This window comes from Acinetobacter sp. Tol 5 (genome assembly GCF_019702905.1).
Classification (GTDB): domain Bacteria; phylum Pseudomonadota; class Gammaproteobacteria; order Pseudomonadales; family Moraxellaceae; genus Acinetobacter; species Acinetobacter bereziniae.
The window spans coordinates 3610239-3626672 of the sequence record NZ_AP024708.1 but is presented as its reverse complement, the minus strand read 5'-3'; the positions used below and the strand labels follow the sequence as shown (position 1 = coordinate 3626672).

Below are 16434 nucleotides of genomic sequence, written 5' to 3'. Positions count from 1 at the left end.
AATCGTCCATCTTATTTATAGAAATGATTCTGGTTGTTTTGCAACATTTCGCGCAACTTGAGGACTAATTACACCTTTGGCAACCAGCGCTTTTAAGCTTTGATCCAGTGTGGTCATACCATAGTTTGCGCCAGTCTGGATCGCTGAATACATCTGTGCAACTTTGTTTTCACGAATAAGGTTACGAATTGCAGGAATCCCGATCATGATTTCATGTGCAGCAACACGTCCACCGCCATTTTTCTTTAATAGCGTTTGAGAAATTACCGCCTGCAATGATTCAGAAAGCATGGCACGTACCATGTCTTTTTCTTCAGCAGGGAATACATCAATCACACGGTCAATGGTCTTCGCTGCGGAAGTGGTATGCAGTGTACCAAAGACCAAGTGACCTGTTTCTGCTGCGGTAAGTGCAAGGCGGATAGTTTCAAGGTCACGCATCTCACCGACAAGGATAATGTCTGGATCTTCACGCAGTGCAGAACGTAGCGCCTCGTTAAAGCCATGTGTATCACGATGCACTTCGCGCTGGTTGATCAAGCACTTTTTAGATTGGTGTACAAATTCGATTGGATCTTCGACAGTTAAAATATGGTCATAACGATTGTCATTGATGAAGTCAATCATCGAAGCCAAAGTGGTTGATTTACCAGAACCTGTTGGACCTGTAACCAAAATTAAACCGCGTGGTAAGTCACAAAGGTCTTTAAAGATTTGTCCTAAACCAAGATCCTCCATAGTCAGGACTTTGGATGGAATAGTACGGAATACCGCACCTGCACCACGGTTTTGGTTAAATGCGTTAACACGGAAACGGGCAACGCCTGGAACTTCAAAAGAGAAGTCAGTCTCTAATTGTTCTTCAAAATCTCGACGTTGTTTGTCATTCATGATGTCATAGACCAGTCTATGAACTTCTTTATGTTCCAATGCTGGTAAATTGATACGGCGGACTTCACCATCAACACGAATCATCGGTGGCATACCCGCTGAAAGGTGTAAGTCAGACGCACCATTTTTAACGGAAAACGCCAATAATTCTGTAATATCCATAATGTCCCCGAATAAAATCTCTTAGCCTAGGGTAAAGAGCGTTCATCTATGTTGCTGACGATCTCAGTGTTTTTGGTTCTTCTGCAGAAACTACGAAATGGCGTTATTCTAAATGATGAGAAACCATATTTCGCAAAGTAACGTTTTAGCAGTAAAAAAACACCTCGGTTTCTCGTTTTGTCATACATTAAGAACAAAGTAATGCTTTGTTCTTGCAATAGTTATGGCTAAAATTATTTCAAACTGCGTTATGAAATTTTAAAATAGTTTTGCTATTCTTTATATTTCACTCATGGTTTGTTTAATTTTTGCCTGCCACGTACAAGCCATTGATGAACAATCAACATACCCTGATTATTTTGTAGAATAATAAGGCTTTTCACTCAGCATAACCAACAATTTAATTGCTTGGAAGCTGAAATTTTTATGAAATGAGAACCCCGTCAATGAATGATCTAAATCAAGCTCGAAATCATGTATTAGCACAAATTCAGGATGCCTGCTTGGCTGCAAATCGAGATCTGGGACAGGTCCAGTTATTGGCGGTTTCTAAAACACATCCAAGTCTATTATTACGAGAAATGTACAGCACAGGGCAACGCTCGTTTGGGGAAAATTATTTACAAGAAGCCTTGGATAAAATTGAAGATTTAAAAGATTTGGATATTGAGTGGCATTTTATCGGTCATGTACAACGCAATAAAACCAAGCATCTTGCCGAAAAGTTTGCATGGGTGCATGGCGTAGATCGTTTTATAATTGCTGAACGTTTATCGAAACAAAGAGATGCAACTCAAAACCCTTTAAATATCTGTTTACAAGTGAATATTGATGCACAAGACAGCAAAGATGGCTGTCAGCCTGAAGAAGTTGTTGAATTGGTCAAGCAAATCAGCCTGTTGCCGAATTTAAGGTTAAGAGGACTGATGGTGATTCCTGCACCACATCACACTGAAGCATTTCAAGATGCCAAGCAGTTATTTGACCAAGTCAAAGTGTTCCATGTTCGTCCTGAAGATTGGGATACCCTGAGTATGGGAATGTCAGGAGATCTGGCAGAAGCAATTGCTGCAGGCTCAACCATGGTTCGGATTGGTACAGCATTATTTGGCGCACGAGATTATTCCAATAAAAACTAACAAGATATTTAGGGTCTGTTGACAATTCGTCTATTTTTGCGACTACGTGTGTTTTTTAGGCGATTCTAGGCACGAAATACGAAATTTAGTCATTCTAAATAAGTAGTTCGTAACAACGAATCGGCAAAAAACACACTAGTCCCGAAGGGTTGTGGCTAAAATTATCTCAGACTACGTTATGAAACTTGAAAATAGACTCGTTATTCTCTTCGTTTCATGCCTTACCTGCTCAATTTTAACCTACAACGCAAGCCATTTATGAAATGTCAACAGCCCCTAAGCTCTCATACTGAAATTGGCGTTCTGAATTTGTAATGGTTTAAGTTTATTTTAATTTAGTTTTAATGCTGTAAACGTATAAGGCAAACATCATTTTAAACCTGAGAGCATTGATGACTATTTTTCATGTGCTTATTCTTGCCATTATTCAAGGCTTGGCAGAGTTGCTTCCTGTATCCAGTTCTGCCCATGTCATTTTGGCTGAAAAATTAATGGGCTTTGATCCTTCTGCACCTGATATGACTTTTCTCTTGGTCATGCTACATACAGGTACAATGTTTGCGGTCATTGTTTATTTCTGGGCATCTTGGCGTAAGACATATTTTTCATCCATCACTAATTTTAAGAAACAAGCAGGTTTTATTATTCTTGCCACAGCCATTACCAGCATACTTGGATTAACCCTACAAGCCTTGATTAAACATGTGTTTTTTGCAGGAGCAAATCACTTTGAAATAGAACAGTTATTTAGTAATTCAAAATTAATGGCTGCTGCATTAGTCTCAGCAGGGATATTGATTATTTTATCTGCGCGATTAGATCGTGGACAAACTGGTGAAATCAGCTTGAAAAGTGCGGCATGGATTGGTGCGATACAAGCTTTATGTCTACCATTTCGAGGTTTTTCACGTTCTGGTGCCACCATTTCAACAGGATTATTTTTAGGTGTTGCACGCCAAAAAGCGGAAGAGTTTAGTTTTGCGTTGGCTGTAGTGCTTACACCTGCTGTGATTGTTAAAGAGTTTTATCGTCTTATGCATGCAGAGAACTTTCAAAATATGCATTTAACTCAACTCCTTTTTCCGAGTGTATTGGGAATGGTGTTTAGCTTTATTGCAGGTCTTGCTGCTTTAAAGTGGTTATCTAGCTGGCTAGAACATGGACGTTGGCAGCTGTTCGGTTTTTATTGTATTGGCTTTGCAGGTATCGTTTTGGCACTGGGCTAACAATAATCTGATCATGATAAAATAAAAAATAGGTTTTTTGTTTAGGATAACTATATCAATATATTTGTCCTAAACAATTGAATAGCTCGTTTAAAATATATTCTACAATTTTCGATGCACAGCACTGGTTAAGTTGACTATACTTAGTGAAATAAAATTTAGAAACTGGAAATAGAATATGAATAAATCCAAAATGTTATTGTGGTTGTGTCTTTGTGTTTTAATCAGCGCCTGCAGTACAACAAAGTATTCGCCATCAAACGATGCCATAAGTTTAGAGACAGAAGCTGTACCTTCAGCCAAACCAGCGTCTAGACCTGCAAGTACAACATCCAAACAAAACCAAGTGCGATCAGAAGAACGTTTGGGGACAAAATGGGGCGATGATCTAAATTCTTATGTGACCCAAGTAGATTTAAAACGCTTAAGCAATCGTCCAATTGATGAAACTCAAATTCGTTATGCCAATAAGCAATTTTCGGGACGTAATATTAACAGCATTTCTCTGGCAGCTGGCAAAGTGAGTTTTTCTGTTGTAGATGATCGTGGTCGAATTTTACCACTTTACCGTGATGGACAAAATTATTACCTTTCAGCCATAGATGGGCAAAGCTATCAACTTCGCTATTCAAATACCAGCAATCAAACATTTGAAATTGTCGCGAGTGTGGATGGTTTAGATGTTTTAGATGGCAGCCGAGCTTCACGTTCAAATAGTGGTTATGTGTTACGACCATACAGTTCATTTGCAATTGAAGGATTTAGAAAGAGTAATTCTTCAGTCGCTTCATTTACTTTTAGTCGCCCTAAAGACGCATATGCAGCTAATTCAGCAAATGGCTCTATTCAAAATACCGGTGTGATTGGAACAGTGGTGTATGAATTAAAAGCACCTCAATATCAGCCTGCTAAAAATTCAAAGGATGGCTATGCACCTGCTCCTAATGCTTTTCCAGCAGATTAAGTGATTGAGTTTAGGCAAACTATAGGTTTTTAACATCCTAGAATGCGCTAGGATGTTATAATGTTACACAATTGCAATAATTAAAAAATAGTACATCAAGCACTGCTCAGTTATGATGTGGCTGATAATAATCTAACTGAAACATCTTTCTAATTGTTCAATGTTATTGAATAAATACAAGACATTATAATGATTGGAACGTAACTTATTACTTTAAAATAGGTTTGATAATGAAAAATATAAATATATTTCTCTGCCTTTTGCTGTGTATTTTTCTTGCTGCTTGTGCGAAAAAAACAGATGAAAGTTCATCCAACTCATCGGCTGAAACGACCAGTACCGATGCTGCTGCTGAAGCTGCCAATAACCAAGTCTCCGCTGATGAAAAACTGGGTACGAAGTGGGGTGATGAAATTGATTCCAAAGTGACGGAAGTGCAGTTAAAACGTAAATCTGAAACGTCATTGGCTGAAACAATTGTGCAATATGCTGATAAAAATTATCAAGGAAAATCAGTGAATTCTATTTCAATGGCGGCAGGAAAAATTAGTTTTTCTGTGGTCGATGATCATGGTCAGTTCATTCCCATGTATCGTGTGGGGCAAAAATATTATTTGTCAGGGCGTGAAGGGCAAAGTTATCAATTACAGTATGAAAATAATACGGGTAAGACCTTTGAAATTGTTGCCAGTGTTGATGGTATTGATGTAATTAATGGCAGTGAAGCTTCTCGGAGCAATGCAGGTTATGTATTGCATGCGCATGACACCTTGAAAATCGAAGGTTTCCGTAAGAGTGATTCTGCTGTAGCTTCTTTTACGTTTAGTAAGCCTAAAGATGCTTATGCTGCTAATTCTGATCAAGGCTCTATTCAAAATACAGGAGTAATCGGTACTGTAGTGTATGACTTAGAAGCACCAGAAGAAAAGGCGAAACCTGTAAATAAATATGCGCCGCCACCCAATGCATTTCCAGCAGATCGATAAATTATCTTTTCAACAAGCATAGGGCATTTGTGAAAACAGCCTATGCTTTTAAACACTTAAATCCATTAATAATCAAAAGAGTCAATATATAATGAAATTAGTCAAAGTTTGTGTAATCACTTTACTGGGTATGGCTTCCATACAATCATTTGCCAATCCAATCGAAGATCAATATAAATCCCTTATTGCAACTCAACCGAGTTATGAAAAATTTCAAAAGAACTTTGATACGATTTTGGGAAAAATCGAAGAAATTACTGATCGTGCAACTCAAACACAGGATCGGAAGGAACTTTATCCAATGTGTGTCGCCATTCAAAGTTCAATCGCGGTATTAAAAAATAATCAAAAATATAAAGTACAGTATGACCGAGATTACAAACAGTTTGATACCACCTTTGATGAAACCCTCGAAACAGCGACCCAAGGCTTGAGTGATAAAAAAGAAATTTGTGATCAAGCCAAAAAAGAATATTTAGCAAATCAATGAATACATTAAATCGAGTTTGAGGAGGGTTATTATCCTCCTTTTTTAACTGACTACTTCTATCGTACTGGCACCTGCACCTAAAGCTCGGACTTGAATTTGTACAGGAATACGTTCATGCATTTCCTGTATATGTGAAATTAGTACGACTTTACGCCCTTGATTTTGCAGTTGATCCAAAGCATTCATTACCATATGTAATGATGAAGCATCCAGTGTTCCAAAACCTTCATCAATAAATAAGGATTCAATTTTCATTGAACCTGAAGCCATATTGGCAATTGCTAGAGAGAGCGCCAGCGCTGTTAAGAAAGACTCGCCACCCGATAGTGAAGCAACAGATCGAGTTTCACCATCCATATCATGATCAATAATGGCGAGACTTAGAGAGTTTTCGAGACGCTTAAGCGTATAGCGTTGAGACAGCATCGCCAATTGCTGATTGGCATGTTCAAGTAAAATATCCAAATTATACTGTTGCGCATAATCTCTAAATTTTTTACCTGTTGCATCCCCCATCAAACCTGAAATTTTCCCCCAACGATGTTCTTCTTGCTGGACGTTGTGAATTTGATCTGCAAACTGTTTTTGCTTCATGACATTCTGCTGATGTAATTCGAGTTTGAGTTTGAGTTGATCTCGAATTTCAATTTGCGTGTTTAGCGCTTCACTATTTCTTATCATCAATTGTTGTAACTCATTGCTCACTATTTCTGGTTGAAGCGTTAGATGTTCTGAGAGTTGTTCCTGAATGGTTTTGAGTGCTGAATGGGCTTCATTCAATGTGCGTTCAGCTTGCTGTAATTGCTTTCGAATTTGCTGTTCTTGTGGTGGTGTAATTTGCGCCAAGTTGCTTAAATCTTCTAATTGAAAATCTGGATGTTCTGTTAACCATTGTTGGATTTCAAACTGCACTTGATTGAGATGATTTAGATTTTGGGTGAGCTGAGCTTTGAGCTGTTCAAGCTGGCTCTTTTCTTGTTCAAATTGATTACGCAATTGCTCAAAGTTTTGTTTGAGTTGCTGATAATGTTGTTGGCTTTGCTGGCGTTTCAGATCGTGCTGAGCTAACCATTCATTCGGCTTCACTTCATTTAATCCAGTCATGCTGTAAATCAATTGATTCGCAGTTTCTGTATTTTGTAATCCTTTAAGTTTAATCTCCGCTAAGCTTTGAGTAGTATCAGCAATTTGCTTGGAGATATTGTCTAGGTTGAGTTGAATACTGTGTTGTTGTTGGGCGTATAAATCTAATTGCTTACTGTGTTGTTCCTGTTGATCAAGTTGTTGCGCACGTTGTTTTAAACGGATACAAACATTTTCTGCGGTGGCGACTGTCTGTTGTTGCCACATGTGTTGTTCCTGCTCAGACAAGCATGAAACGATATGCTGAATTTGATGCTGAAGGTTTTTGGCTTGTTGTAATAAATGTGATGTGTGCTGAGTGCTCTGCAACAATTGTTGTTGGGTTTTTATCGTTTGAATCGATTGTTTGGACTGTTGGTCGATTTGCTCAATCTGCTGTTGAGATTGTTGGGTAAATTGACCTAACTCTAACATGATTTCAGCTTGTGTTTGAGTGAGATCAAGCTTAATTTTTGCAGACGCAATTTGTTCAGCACAAGTCTGTTGAGTGACTGCGATTCGTTCAACCAATCTTTTTTGCGAGGTTTTTAGTTGTTCTTGCTCTGCATTGAATTGGGTTAAATTCTGCTGACTAAGCTGCCAAATGTTAAAAGTATCTTGCTCTTGAAGCAGAGCTTGCTGTTCTTGTTGTTGTTGTAGTTCGAACAAGGCTTTGGAAACAATGGAATCATCCATTTTATAGGGATGGGTAGTACTTCCACAGACAATACATGGTTGATCTTCTTTAAGTGCTGCTCTTAAATTCTCGACATTTTCTGTATGTAATAAGCGTTGTTGTTGAAGTATATCCTGTAGCTTGGTTCGAGCCTGTTTTGCGTTGTGATAATCTTGTTCAGCTTGAACTGTGGCTTTTTCTAGTTGTTGAAATTGTGTATGACCTTGATGAATTTGAGCAATAAGTTGTTGAGACTCTGACTGTAATTCAAAAAATTGCTGTAATTTTTGTTGGATGATGTCAAATTGATTGAGTTGGTAAAGTGTCGTTTCACGTTGTTGGCGGGTTTGTTCAAGCCTTGTTTCTAGCTTCTCGATCGTACCTGATTGATCAATTAAAGCCTGTAATTGAGCGTTTTGCTGTCTGAGTTTATCTTCAGCTTGGCTTAAATTACCGAGTTGATTTTCGACGCTTGGATAGTGTTGAATAAATTGACTGAGTTGTTGTATATGCGCTGTCAAGCCTTTATCCAGACTTGAAAATTGTTGTGTCTCGACAAGTTTTTGACTTAAATTAAGCTGCTGTTGGCTAAGGCGTTGAATATGTTGTTCAACTTCCTGTTGCTGGCTTAGTAAGGGATGTTTTGATTGTTCCAATTCATTGAGTTTGGATTGAATTTTTTTAAATTCTGTACCAATAAAATCACGTTCTTGGATACATTTACGTACTTCTTTTAAAGCATCAAAATGTGCGTTTTCAAAACTTTGTATATCATTTAAAGCCGTTTCAGCTTGAGTGAAGTTTTGCTTTTGCTGCTCAAATTGTAGCTTTAACTGATCAAACAGTTGTTGTTGTTTTTGCAGTTGTGGTGTCAGTTGTTGTTCATTTTTATTCAGCTGTTGCTGTTGAAAAACACTTGAGCGAATACTCGAAAATTTTTCTAAACGAATTAAACGTTCACGTTCAGGTCGTAAGTCGTGTTGTACTTTGAGTTGGGCATCTAAAAATTGCTGTTTCAGAATAATTTCTTGATCTAATTTTTGTTTACGTTCAAACCAAAGCTGTTGTTTTTCAAGCTGGATTTTTTCTGATTGTAATTTTTGATAGGTGTTTTCAATATGTTGAAATTGAGTCGACAGTTCAGCCAAATCTTCATCAGATAACAGTTCAATATGACCCAGTAGGTTTTCAAGTTCCTTACGTTTTGAAGCCACCAACTTGGTTTTTTCATATGCCAATTGACCAATTTTTCCAAAAATTGCTGAATTGGTTAAATACTCGAGTAACTCACCACGTTCATTATCACGTGCTTTTAAAAATGCTGTGACTTCAGATTGTGCCAAAAGTACAGCACGGGTAAATTGTTCGAAACTCAATTGAGTAATTTTATAAATACTGTTGTCTACAGCTTTGGCTTTATCCGCTATCACTGTTCCATCGGTCAGACATTTTAAATAACGTTGTACACTTTGCAGTTTTCCATCTGCTTTTTCACGTGAACGTTTTAGCTCCCAACGAGCCAGATAATGTTTTTGATCTTGTGCAACAAAACAAAGCTCTGCAAAGCCATGCGCGGTACCTCGACGCAGCACAGTCAGTGGGGAGTTGGTTAAAAGTTCTGAACCATCCACATCTTGTAACTTACCATCACTGTCTTTTAAACGTGGGATTTTATTAAACAAGGCAAGACACATCGCATCCAAAATAGTGGACTTTCCAGCCCCGGTTTTCCCAACAATTGCGACTAAACCAGCTGAAGCCAATGGTTCAGATTCAAAATCAATAAAATGTTCACCAGACAACGAAGCTAGATTTTTGAGTCGTATCGATAAAATTTTCACAGCAAACTCCTATGCTTCAGGTTCATTTTCGAGTGACTTCTCAGCTTCTTGCAGCAAATTTAAAAAGTCTTTGAAAACAGCATCATCACTGGCATAACCATTTTTTTCCCAAAGCTGTTGAAAAAGTTTTTCTGGCGTAGGCGGTTCGAGATGGATTGTACTCGGTGTATCCCCATTTTTTTCTGTGCTTAAGTATTGTCTTGAAATACGAACCAAACGGTATCTATCTTTGGGTAAGGCTTCTTCAAATTGTTGGCGTAAATTGGGCGGAGGGGGAACATCCGTATGATATTCAATATCGACATATTCACGATGGTCAATATTGTCAATTTCTCCACTTGGCAAAGCATGTAACTGAGCAAAAACAACGCTCAATTCTCCTTTGATTTTATGGAGCTGTATACTCCGTGGAATATAGATACTTTCAAACTCAAAGCGGGATTCATCTGTTTTGGATGGATCAATTTTTACGTCTACAATTTGATGTTTGTAGTGGATTTCACTAAACGACAGTGGAATGGGCGAACCACTATAACGAATATGTGCTTGTGCAACTTTTTGTGGTTTGTGTAAATGTCCGAGTGCCACATAGTCAAGAATGTCTTCAAACAACGTCGTTGAAAGAGCTTCTTCATTCCCTACAATAATTGGGCGCTCCGAATCGGAAGTTTCCCCACCTTGCATATGCGCATGCGACATTAAAATCAGTGCTTGCTCAGCCGTTTTTCTCTTACGAGCTTCTGCAATCAACTGTTGATGTAAATAGGCAATTGCGTTTTGACTATTATGAGTCTGTTCATTAAATCCAGTAATTTCAGCAGGACGTAAAAAGGGCAAACATAGACACCAAGCAATAATATGACGTTGCGGATCATAGATAGGAATCAGTAAACGATCTAAGTCAATTTGACCTTCACTATTTTTATGAATCACCCCAACAGATTTGGCATGATATTTCTCAAGTAACGGTTCTACTTGTTCGATACGGTAACCTGAGTCATGATTTCCTGCAATCATCAGTGTTTGCATATGTGGTGCAATCTCATGGGCATCTGCAAGAAATTGATATAATTGTTTTTGAGCCGATGAAGCCGGGTTAATCACATCAAAAATATCACCTGCGATCAGTAAGGCATTTGGCTGTTTCTCTTGAATTTGCAGCAATAACCACGCTAAAAACTGTTCATGTTCATACTGGCGCGAGTGGTTATAAAAGAATTGTCCCAAATGCCAGTCTGAAGTATGAAGAAAGCGTACAGTCATGTGCGTGTGTGATCTTAATGCGTTGTAAAATAAGGTAGCATAAATTCACGGATGAATCAGATAAGAAGTTCTTTTGTGGTGATTGAATAGACTACTTTTTTTGATTGCTTCGGCTTAAAGTGAGTGATTGAGTAAAAGGTCATGATGGCTGAGTAAGCAGATAAAAAGCCAAACAGTATTTCACTCAATCACTCGTCTGGTTAAGCTTTTAAAAAACCAACACTCTAGAATATCAATTCTCTAAATTCATCACTTAAATCAATCTGAGTTTGATGGAGTTATTTGTTTCATTTCTTAAAATCATTGTGCATTTGGATCAACTTGAACCAAACCAAAGGTATTATGGTCTGCATCTAAAAAGTAGCCTTGCCAGCATTTGTTAGGGATGGCAAATTTTTCCATGGCGATGCGCCCACCTAAGGCTAAAATTTTTTCAGCCGTTTGATCAAAATCTTCAACTTCAAAAGAGCAGGTAAAGGCATTGGTTCCACACTGTGTCGGTGGTGTTTGCGCTGGTCTTTCTAATAAACCTCCATGTAATGTTACTGTCTCAATTTGAAAATATTGGATCGGTAAACCTTCGACTTTGTTAAACTTCCAACCAAAGACCTCATGATAAAACTTCATTTCACGTTCCGGGTTTGAAGACTGAATTTCAAAATAGCATAGGGTGTTCATTATTATTGTCCATCGATATTTAATTGTATAATTAACATAAGATAATTTAGGTAGTGACGATGTATAAATATTGAAAATGGAATCAGGAATAAATACAAGAGTACGTTATGAATAATGAAAAGCTCAAGATATTACGAGCAAAAATAAACGTTTCATTGACAGAAGCATTGTCATTATTAAAACAAAATAATGACGATATTGAACAATCGCTTACTCAGTTTCATCAAAATAATCTCAATAAAATTTGTTTAGCGACAGGATGTGACCAAACGCTTGCTCACACATATTATATAAATCCTGTTTATCAGCAGAGTATTGAAAAAATTATTGAAAAGATTGATCAATTTAATCAACGTCCAATCAAGTTGACGATAGCGGAAAATCCCAAATATGTTGATAAAGTCGGCTTTTTGATTTGGGCAGAAGATGAAAACTTAGAGCCAGTACAAGATAAAAACAATAGAACTTATTTTATTCCACAGAATGATTTTGCTTATGTGATTGAAATATTTAGGTCTTTATTTCCGTTGTCTAGCCCGCTGACAAATGAATTCGAGGATAGTTTTGATCCTTGTTCCGATAATTATTTTGATTACAATGCAGTAGAGAAAATTGTTTCAGACCTTAGGGATTTGTCTTTTGAAGATATAAAAATAATGAATTTTTTAGAGCATCTGGCATGCTGCTTAGAAGAAAAAATACAGATTGGAACCTATGTGATTGTTTTTGGTAACCAATAAATCAAACTTAAATTACGCATTTCATTTAAAGCGTGATTCCTCATATTTTTTGAGCTTGGTTAAAATTTGATGACCAATATAGTTTTTAAAATCAGGATAGCTTGACCGATAGTATTCATTCCAATAACTGACGATTCTGCTTTGTGTCGTTTGAAAATACTGACAATTTTCTAAGATAAAATCACTCCATTTGTTTTGATTATTTTCATTGAGATGTGGCTCAATGATTTTCAAAATTTCAGCCACATATTCACCTAGCAATTGAAAGATAAATGGCGTCATAAAATATTCAAGATTTTGCTGAAGTAGTTTTTCAAGTGCTTTTTGCCGAACAAAACCATCATGATGGCGCGTGAAAATACACCATAGAATTTGACGTTGTATCAATGGAAAGTTTTGAAACTCAACAGATTGTACAGCGTTGATATAGATTCTGGCAGGTATCTTGATCAAAGCTTGATGAATGATCACTTCACATTGGGTATTGTCATGAAGTTGGATTTTCTGATTTTCAAGATATTGAGCCACCAATATAACATCATCGAATAGTTCTTGAGGAAAAGCTTGAATTAATCTTATCTCAGTCATGACGGATTTAAGTCACGTGGATATTCCAAAATTCTTGGAAAATGGAAATCATAGCTCTCGAAAGCATATTTATACAGTTGCGCAGGACGTTTACCTGCAATTTTAGTTTGATTTGTTTCCTCAACTGCACCTGCTTCAATCATACGCCGTCTAAACGATTTCTTCTCCAAGCTCTGACCCAAAATAATTTCATAAATCTGCTGTAATTCAGTCAATGTAAATAGTTTTGGCATCAAACTAACGGGCAGAGCAGTATAGCGTGCTTTACGACTTAATCGATCAATTGCCATTTCTAAAAGCTGTAAATGATCAAATGCCAAATCTCGATTTTTTGCTTCCGAGATTGAAACCCATTCACTATGTTCAGTTTGTTCGGTAGCGACTTGCTGAAATTCTTTGAAATCAATGAGCGCAAAGTACAAGGCGGTGACTGCCCAGCCCCGAGGATCACGCGTTGCATTGCCCACAGTTGCCACTTGTTCCAAATGGGGAGATTGTAGCCCCGTTTTTTCAACCAATTTACGATGCGCAGAAGCCATTAAATCTGCATCTTGGGTTAAATCAACAAAACCACCCGGCAGTGCCCATTTATCTTTTTGTGGAAAATTGGAGCGCTTAATCAATAAAACTTGTAGCTGCCCAGCATCCACAGAAAAAATAGCCATATCGACTGTGAAAAGGGGAGCATCAAAGTCTTTTTTATTATAACTCGACAGAAATTCCTGTTCAGCATTCAAGGTCACAATAAGGCTCGCTTAATTTATTAAATTTAAAGATAGTTAGAATTATTACAGGGTAAAGGATATTAGCCAAGGAAAATTAATGTTATAAGATTGTTTATAAAAACTTAATAAATATCCTTATAAGGAATGGATAATGAAAAAAATCGTGATGTATTCGGCAGTGAGTTTATTATTGCTGTCAGGTTGTGGTGGAAGTGATAATTCTATTGGGACAGCGAATCATTCTAGCTATATAACAATTAAAGGTGAGGGAATTAACCAAACTTTAAACTTTGATGATTCCCAACTCACTTATAAAATTTCAGCGATAGGAAATCAACCAATTACATCTGCTAGTTTTGCGAATAAAAATGGTTCTGACTTTTCTGCTGTTGAACTGAATCACGGCAACAAGGCTAAACTCGCTATGCTGTTTAAAGACTTTGATACGCAAGATGTAAAATTTATTTTTTGTTTTCCACTTTATGATTGCTCTTCAAACACAAACTATTCAATTAAAGAATTGAACCAAAAAAAACACATCCAAGTTATATTTAAAGATGCGCCAAACCAATACTATCGTGGAGATGCTTCAGAATTAAAAGATTTTAATGGTTTTAAATCTGTTTTAATCACAGGAGAATTAAATTACTTTGCCCAAAGTAATTGGCCAATTTTTCAAACTAATCGCTTTCCGATTGTAAAAGTTCAAGGTAAAGTGATTTACGATAGTGAAGAATATAATATTGAAAGTTATGCAGAATTTGATACTCGCTTGGAGGGTAAGCTATATTGGACTGATAAGGAGTTAGTTTTAAAAAAAGACGATAAAACAATATTTTTATCAATAAGAAAGTATCTCAATACTTATTCTGAAAATGCAATTTCGATCAGAGTGTTAGATGGCACAGATACTTATACTATTTCAGACTTAGCAAATGAGATTTGGTCTAATTCTAACAAAGGATTCGAACTCAATTTAGACAATATTATTTTAAAAAGTGATGCAGAGAAAATTAAAATTTTAAGTTCAAATGTGTATGTGCCATTTGATCAATATAATTTAACCTTAAACCAGTCAATTCAATTAGTGCCAAGGTATAAGAGTACGTATGCTCAAACAATAAATGATCAAAAAATGTATCAAATTGAGTTTGAAAATTATGGAGAGCTTACAATTAATCAAGAGATAAAAGGACATCTAAGCTTAGTCTATACACAGGGTGAAGATACAGTTTTATGTGGGGACAGAAATACAAGTTGTAAAGGCTTGAGTGTAGATCACCTAAAGCAAAATTTTACCTTTAATAGTGTAAAAATAGGTTCAGATACCATTAATGGGAATTTCTATTTTGCTGGTGTTTTTCAATAGTTTAGTTTAAGCATTCAGTTTTATCCTAAACTGAATGCTTGGTTTTAATACTATAGGCTTGATATTAAACGCTCACGAATTTCATTCAATGCGCATTCTTGAATCAATTGACCATTCTCAAATACCGTGACTAACTCACCTTGTTGTTCTTGCTCAGGCGATTGTTGATCGAACAATACAAAGCCTGTTTCGGATCTTTCAACACGAAGTAGACCTTTAGCTGACTTTTTAATCCCAGAATCTGTCGCAGGATCTTTAAACAATTCACGTGGAACGCCATTTACTTGCCCCCAAGTCGCTTTTACTGCAAAGCCAAAAGTATCGCGAGTTAAATAGTTATACGTATAACTACCAATTCCAAACACAAGATTATTTGAAGCAAAGCCTTTGGCTTCTAATCCTTGCAGAATTTTTAAAGCGCGTTCTAAGGTGATCGAATCACCATAAATCAAGCCAACACGTTCATTGAGCACTTTATAACCTCGGTCTGTTTTAGTCCCCCCGAAGATTTCCCATAAACATTCCACAGCACCTTTATAGGCAGGGCTGCCAACTTGTGCTTCAGGATCACCACATATGATTTTTACAGGATCTCCAGAGTCAGGTCGGAAAACCAGTTTGGCAAGACCCAGAGCATTAGGCTGGCGAGCAAGAATTTCATCTTTTAACTCAACAGTGAATTCTGTAATGACTCGCCAAAAGTCCCAAGTATCTGACACAATACTGACTACGCCAGATGGATAAAGTTCAGTGATCAAACGTTTGAATGTTTCAATTTCATTATCTTCACTGCCCATACACATTACACTGTGTTCAGTAGCAGGAACTGAAACTCCCACAATACCGTCTGCATTGTAATATTCTTCGGCATAATCAATCGCTGAGACGGCATCTGTACCGATAAAACTGGTTAAGTGACCAACACCATTTTGTGTTGCATCATAGATTCCACTCATTCCACGACTGCTAAAATCATGTCCTTGAACTGGAACAAAATCTAAAGGTGCGCCAGTTTTGATCGCATACGCTGTAAGTAAACGTTTGTATTCAAATGCAATAGTTGCAGTGGTACAGCTTTTCCATAATTCTGCACTGAGTACAGTTTCCAAATAATTGGTTAACCAAAAGAACTCAGGTAAGGTATTTACAATAGTCAGTACAGGAACTTTCATGTTGACTCGGCTACCTTCTGCTAGGGCTTTGATCCGAATTGGTAAATAGCCTAAGTCATATAAGGCTTCAATGTGATCGACTGGAATCGCCCCTTCACCTAAGGCATTGTCCATTCGACGTTTATAAGCAGCGATCACTTTGTTTTTATCTTGTTGGAAAAAGCCTTCATTCCATGTTTCGATTAAAAAATGTTTGATAAAACCTTGTAAACCAAAGAACACGATTTTATCGTCAAAATCAGGTAGCATTTGAGCTAAACGCGAAGAACGTGGCGTAAAATTGGCATAAACATATTCTGTACCAGCAGGGTATTGACGTCTGTGATCTGCTTTATAAAAATCGATGGCATTTAGTGGATTAATTTTTAAGCTCATTGTTGTTCTCCTAGATAATTAAAATTA

General features: G+C 37.1%; 14 protein-coding genes. 7 read left to right on the top strand and 7 right to left on the bottom strand.

Translation table 11 applies throughout. The annotated features are described in order from the left end of the window. Positions 1 to 15: 15 nt before the first annotated feature. Complete coding sequence (locus TOL5_RS16915; protein WP_005030845.1) at positions 16 to 1053, bottom strand: type IV pilus twitching motility protein PilT; 1038 nt, start codon at positions 1051 to 1053, stop codon at positions 16 to 18. Positions 1054 to 1499: 446 nt separating this feature from the next. Here TOL5_RS16915 and TOL5_RS16910 point away from each other — a divergent pair, with 446 nt between their 5' ends. The 5 genes from TOL5_RS16910 (at position 1500) to TOL5_RS16890 (ending at position 5858) form a co-directional block, all read left to right on the top strand. Continuing rightward, positions 1500 to 2192, top strand: a complete 693-nt coding sequence (locus tag TOL5_RS16910; RefSeq protein ID WP_198260401.1) for a YggS family pyridoxal phosphate-dependent enzyme — start codon at positions 1500 to 1502, stop codon at positions 2190 to 2192. 392 nt (positions 2193 to 2584) lie between these two features. Continuing rightward, complete coding sequence (locus TOL5_RS16905; RefSeq protein ID WP_058971179.1) at positions 2585 to 3418, top strand: undecaprenyl-diphosphate phosphatase; 834 nt, start codon at positions 2585 to 2587, stop codon at positions 3416 to 3418. A gap of 178 nt (positions 3419 to 3596) precedes the next feature. Next, complete coding sequence (locus TOL5_RS16900; protein ID WP_221260520.1) at positions 3597 to 4382, top strand: hypothetical protein; 786 nt, start codon at positions 3597 to 3599, stop codon at positions 4380 to 4382. 230 nt (positions 4383 to 4612) lie between these two features. Beyond that, a complete protein-coding gene (locus tag TOL5_RS16895; protein ID WP_058971186.1) occupies positions 4613 to 5368 on the top strand; it encodes a hypothetical protein in 756 nt (251 codons plus the stop codon). A gap of 91 nt (positions 5369 to 5459) precedes the next feature. Then, the gene (locus TOL5_RS16890; RefSeq protein ID WP_042089392.1) at positions 5460 to 5858 is read left to right on the top strand and encodes a hypothetical protein; all 399 of its coding nucleotides are present in this window, start codon (positions 5460 to 5462) and stop codon (positions 5856 to 5858) included. Positions 5859 to 5900: 42 nt separating this feature from the next. Here TOL5_RS16890 and TOL5_RS16885 read toward each other — a convergent pair whose 3' ends face one another. From TOL5_RS16885 to TOL5_RS16875, 3 genes are all read right to left on the bottom strand, one after another. After that, the gene (locus TOL5_RS16885) at positions 5901 to 9497 is read right to left on the bottom strand and encodes an AAA family ATPase (RefSeq protein ID WP_199979136.1); all 3597 of its coding nucleotides are present in this window, start codon (positions 9495 to 9497) and stop codon (positions 5901 to 5903) included. 9 nt (positions 9498 to 9506) lie between these two features. Continuing rightward, complete coding sequence (locus TOL5_RS16880) at positions 9507 to 10760, bottom strand: exonuclease SbcCD subunit D (RefSeq protein WP_151780626.1); 1254 nt, start codon at positions 10758 to 10760, stop codon at positions 9507 to 9509. A 300-nt stretch (positions 10761 to 11060) separates the two neighbouring features. Continuing rightward, positions 11061 to 11438 (bottom strand): VOC family protein, encoded by a 378-nt coding sequence (locus tag TOL5_RS16875; protein ID WP_139419040.1) that lies wholly within the window; start codon positions 11436 to 11438, stop codon positions 11061 to 11063. 107 nt (positions 11439 to 11545) lie between these two features. On the opposite strand from TOL5_RS16875, the gene TOL5_RS16870 reads away from it, so the two are divergent. After that, on the top strand, positions 11546 to 12178 hold the full coding sequence (locus tag TOL5_RS16870; protein ID WP_198114422.1) for a hypothetical protein: 633 nt from the start codon (positions 11546 to 11548) through the stop codon (positions 12176 to 12178). Positions 12179 to 12199: 21 nt separating this feature from the next. Here TOL5_RS16870 and TOL5_RS16865 read toward each other — a convergent pair whose 3' ends face one another. Both TOL5_RS16865 and TOL5_RS16860 read right to left on the bottom strand, forming a co-directional pair. After that, complete coding sequence (locus tag TOL5_RS16865; RefSeq protein ID WP_199995808.1) at positions 12200 to 12766, bottom strand: hypothetical protein; 567 nt, start codon at positions 12764 to 12766, stop codon at positions 12200 to 12202. Beyond that, entirely contained in the window at positions 12763 to 13509 is a 747-nt protein-coding gene (locus TOL5_RS16860; RefSeq protein WP_009585852.1) for an NUDIX hydrolase, read from the bottom strand. Before TOL5_RS16860 ends, TOL5_RS16865 begins: the two co-directional genes overlap by 4 nt. Positions 13510 to 13642: 133 nt before the next feature. Here TOL5_RS16860 and TOL5_RS16855 point away from each other — a divergent pair, with 133 nt between their 5' ends. Next, on the top strand, positions 13643 to 14860 hold the full coding sequence (locus TOL5_RS16855) for a hypothetical protein (protein WP_198114421.1): 1218 nt from the start codon (positions 13643 to 13645) through the stop codon (positions 14858 to 14860). Between the two features lie 50 nt (positions 14861 to 14910). Here TOL5_RS16855 and TOL5_RS16850 read toward each other — a convergent pair whose 3' ends face one another. Next, positions 14911 to 16407, bottom strand: a complete 1497-nt coding sequence (locus tag TOL5_RS16850) for a nicotinate phosphoribosyltransferase (protein ID WP_198114420.1) — start codon at positions 16405 to 16407, stop codon at positions 14911 to 14913. Positions 16408 to 16434 lie beyond the last annotated feature (27 nt).